The organism is Bacteroidota bacterium (genome assembly GCA_030706565.1).
Classification (GTDB): Bacteria; Bacteroidota; Bacteroidia; order Bacteroidales; family JAUZOH01; genus JAUZOH01.
Genome location: JAUZOH010000396.1, coordinates 1 through 3,420 on the forward strand (window position 1 = coordinate 1; position 3,420 = coordinate 3,420).

4 protein-coding genes are annotated in these 3,420 nt (G+C 35.4%); 2 read left to right on the plus strand and 2 right to left on the minus strand.

What is annotated here, in order from left to right:
* Nucleotides 1-40: 40 nt before the first annotated feature.
* Nucleotides 41-1,501, plus strand: coding sequence for a DUF5723 family protein (locus Q8907_14625; GenBank protein MDP4275507.1), 1,461 nt, complete (start codon nucleotides 41-43; stop codon nucleotides 1,499-1,501).
* Nucleotides 1,502-1,670: 169 nt separating this feature from the next.
* The gene (locus Q8907_14630) at nucleotides 1,671-1,817 is read left to right on the plus strand and encodes a hypothetical protein (GenBank protein ID MDP4275508.1); all 147 of its coding nucleotides are present in this window, start codon (nucleotides 1,671-1,673) and stop codon (nucleotides 1,815-1,817) included.
* A 14-nt stretch (nucleotides 1,818-1,831) separates the two neighbouring features.
* Here Q8907_14630 and Q8907_14635 read toward each other — a convergent pair whose 3' ends face one another.
* The gene (locus Q8907_14635; protein ID MDP4275509.1) at nucleotides 1,832-2,587 is read right to left on the minus strand and encodes an ATP-binding cassette domain-containing protein; all 756 of its coding nucleotides are present in this window, start codon (nucleotides 2,585-2,587) and stop codon (nucleotides 1,832-1,834) included.
* A complete protein-coding gene (locus Q8907_14640) occupies nucleotides 2,584-3,324 on the minus strand; it encodes an ABC transporter permease (GenBank protein MDP4275510.1) in 741 nt (246 codons plus the stop codon). The genes Q8907_14635 and Q8907_14640 overlap by 4 nt, the downstream gene beginning before the upstream one ends.
* Nucleotides 3,325-3,420: the final 96 nt, after the last annotated feature.

The following is a 3,420-nucleotide window of genomic DNA, read 5'->3' on the forward strand; positions in this document are numbered from 1 at the left end:
AATATACAGACAACTTGTAATTATTTAAAAATCGAAAAAAATGAATCTCCATAATAAAATACTGCTGTTATTTTTAATGCTTGTTTGTACGTTCCCTCTCCAGGCACAGCAAAATACCACCATGTACCACATGTATGGTGTACCCCAATCAAATTCACTTAATCCCGCCTTCCAGTCATCATATAACTTTTACATTGGCATTCCTGCCATAGCCCCACTTTATGTTAATGGAAACAATAATCCCTTAAGTTTTGATGATATCGTGAAGCATAATGATCAGATCGATTCACTGATCACCCCCTTTCATCCCAAAGGAAACAGACAGGAGTTCTTAAATCTATTTAAAGACAACAATTTTGTAAATGGAGATTTCAGTACTGGTCTTTTCTCTATAGGATTAAGAATTAATGAAATGTTCTTTACATTTGATATCAATGATAAGGCCTCAGTACATTTTAATTATCCCAAAGATCTGATTACCGCTGCACTTTCCGATGGATTCCCGGATAATACGACTTACAACTGGAGCAAGTTAGGTATAGATGCGCAATATTACAGGGAATATGCACTGGGTGTTTCGCGTCATATTAACGACCGTTTGACTTTAGGATTAAAAGGCAAATTACTATTTGGTAAAGCGGATATACATACCACCAATTCGTTGATGAAAATCCGTTCGGGTTATAAATCCTGGGATTTACAATCAGATGCAACTGTACACAGCTCTTTGCCCTTTGTAAAATGGAAATATGATAAAAACGGTAAACTGGATTGGGACAATATTGAAACTAAAAAATTTAAAGGAGATACCATCCGGCAAATTGTAATGAACACAGGAAACCCTGGATTCGCCCTTGATGCAGGATTTGAATATAAGGTAGACGACCATTTTACAGTTTCCGGCAGTCTTATTGATTTGGGATTTATCCGCTGGCGCAAAGAAATCACCAATCTTTCGCTTAAAGGTAACTATACCTTCGAAGGAGAACTGGTAAACAGCTATAACAAGGACTCCATTTCAGATGCTGCCAATGCCATCCTGGATACACTTAAAAATGAATTTTACCTGGAAGGCCATGATGCATATACCACCTATTTATCCGGGAAAATGTACCTGGGGGCATCATACAACTTCAATAATCGCCTAAGTTTTGGTTTGCTTTCATCGAGCCAGATTTACAATAAAAAACTCTACCAGCAACTGACATTATCTTGTAATTTGCAACCCATCAGACTTTTATCCACCTCTGTCTGTTATTCCCTGTTAAATAATAAAAGTCAGAACCTGGGATTTGGGCTTTCCTTAAAACTCATAAACCTGAACATTTATGCAATCTGCGACCAGGTACCTTTACATTGGGCTAAGAGTAAGAATTCGGAGGATGGTCCGGGCTATATACCCTATAAGACAAAAGGAATGGATCTCAGGCTGGGCGTAAACCTTGTATTTGGAAAGGAAAAATCTAAAAAACGACTCCAAGACCAACCCTTAATCGAATAATTTTTCTTAAAACATACATACAAAAATATTAACTTTGTAACCGAATTAATATTTTTGTAAAACGATGGGTTTGCTTAAATTACTTTTAATATTCATCATTATTTACTACTTCAGTAAGTTAGTAGGAATGATTTTTCTTCCTTTTTGGGCAAAAAATTTTACGGACCGAATGAGTAAAGTTCAGGATATAGAGGAAGCCAAAAGAAAAGCCAGAGAAAAGGAAGGGAAAATAACGATTGAATATAAAGCTGGTTCGAATCATGCTTTCCGTAAAAAAGAAGAAGGAGAATATGTCGATTATGAAGAAGTAAAATAAGAACTTCTAATATTTTACTTCATCAGATTCTTGATTCTTTTACTCATAGGAGAAGCAAAAATAAAATTATTCAGCTCTTTATTTTCTGACAGAAAAATCTCTTCTTTTGTCCCTTCCCAATATTTTATCCCTTTATAAATATATACTACTTTATCACCTATTTCCATCACCGAATTCATGTCGTGGGTATTGATCAGGGTGGTAATATTATATTCAATGGTAATTTCTTTAATCAAATTATCAATCAAAATTGAAGTTTGAGGATCTAACCCCGAATTAGGTTCATCACAAAAAAGGTATTCTGGTTTTAAAGATATAGCACGGGCAATGGCTACTCGCTTTTTCATTCCTCCGCTAAGTTCCGAAGGATAAAGGGAATTGATATTGACAAGATTTACCCGTTTTAAACAAAAATTAGCCCGTTCAATTTTTTCTGCTTTAGACATGGTGGTGAACATATCCAGGGGGAAAATAATATTTTCCTCAACAGTTGCCCAATCAAATAAAGCGCCTCCCTGGAAGATCATTCCTATCTTCTTTCTGATTTCTTTTTTGGCACTAAAATCAAGCTTATTAAAAATAACATCCCCGTAAAGTATATCTCCCTGATCAATATCATTTAGCCCAACAATAGACTTAAGAAGAACCGTTTTCCCGGAACCGCTCTGGCCAATAATTAAATTGGTTTTCCCTCGCTCAAAACAAACGGATATATCATTAAGTACCGTATGATTTCCAAATGCCTTCGAAACATGTTTTAAAGTAATCATGAAAGCAACAGTTTAGTTAATATTAAATTAAACATAAGGATGCAAACACTGCTATAAACCACTCCTTTTGTACTGGATTTCCCTACTTCAAGGGAGGAACCCTCGGCATAGTAACCGCAATAAGCAGAAATAGAAGTGATAATAAAAGCAAAAACTGCTGTTTTAATCAGGGCATAAGTAATGTAATAAGGTATAAAAGCATACTGCAATCCCATAACATAACTTGCTGAAGTAGTAACCCCTGCAGCAACCCCCACAGCCCATCCGCCAAAAATGCCAACAATCATACTCAATAATGTAAGAAAAGGATTAAAAATAACCGCTGCAGTAATTTTAGGCAGAATCAGGAAACTGGCTGAATTCACCCCCATAATTTCCAATGCATCAATCTGCTCGGTAATCCGCATAGTCCCGATCTCGGATGAGATGCTGGATCCCACTTTCCCGGCTAAGATTAAAGCGATAATGGTTGATGAAAATTCCAACAAAATTGTATCTCTGGTAGATAGAGAAATTGTATAGGATGGGAAAAGTGGATTTTCAATATTGTAAGCCATCTGTAAAGTAATAACGCCCCCGATAAATACAGAAATAATCAAGACAATACTGATGGAATTCAAGCCTATTTTTTCAATTTCCTTAATTGTCTGCTTAAAAAATAGCATTTTTTTCTCAGGCTTAGAGAATACTTTAGCCATGAGAAGATAATATTGACCCAGTTTAAAGAATAGCCCCATATCAGTTAATTTTTAGGATAAAATTACAAATATTTACACGATTATTCATTTTTTAGTCCCGTTTAGCAATCAAGAAATTAATGATTAATCGAATAT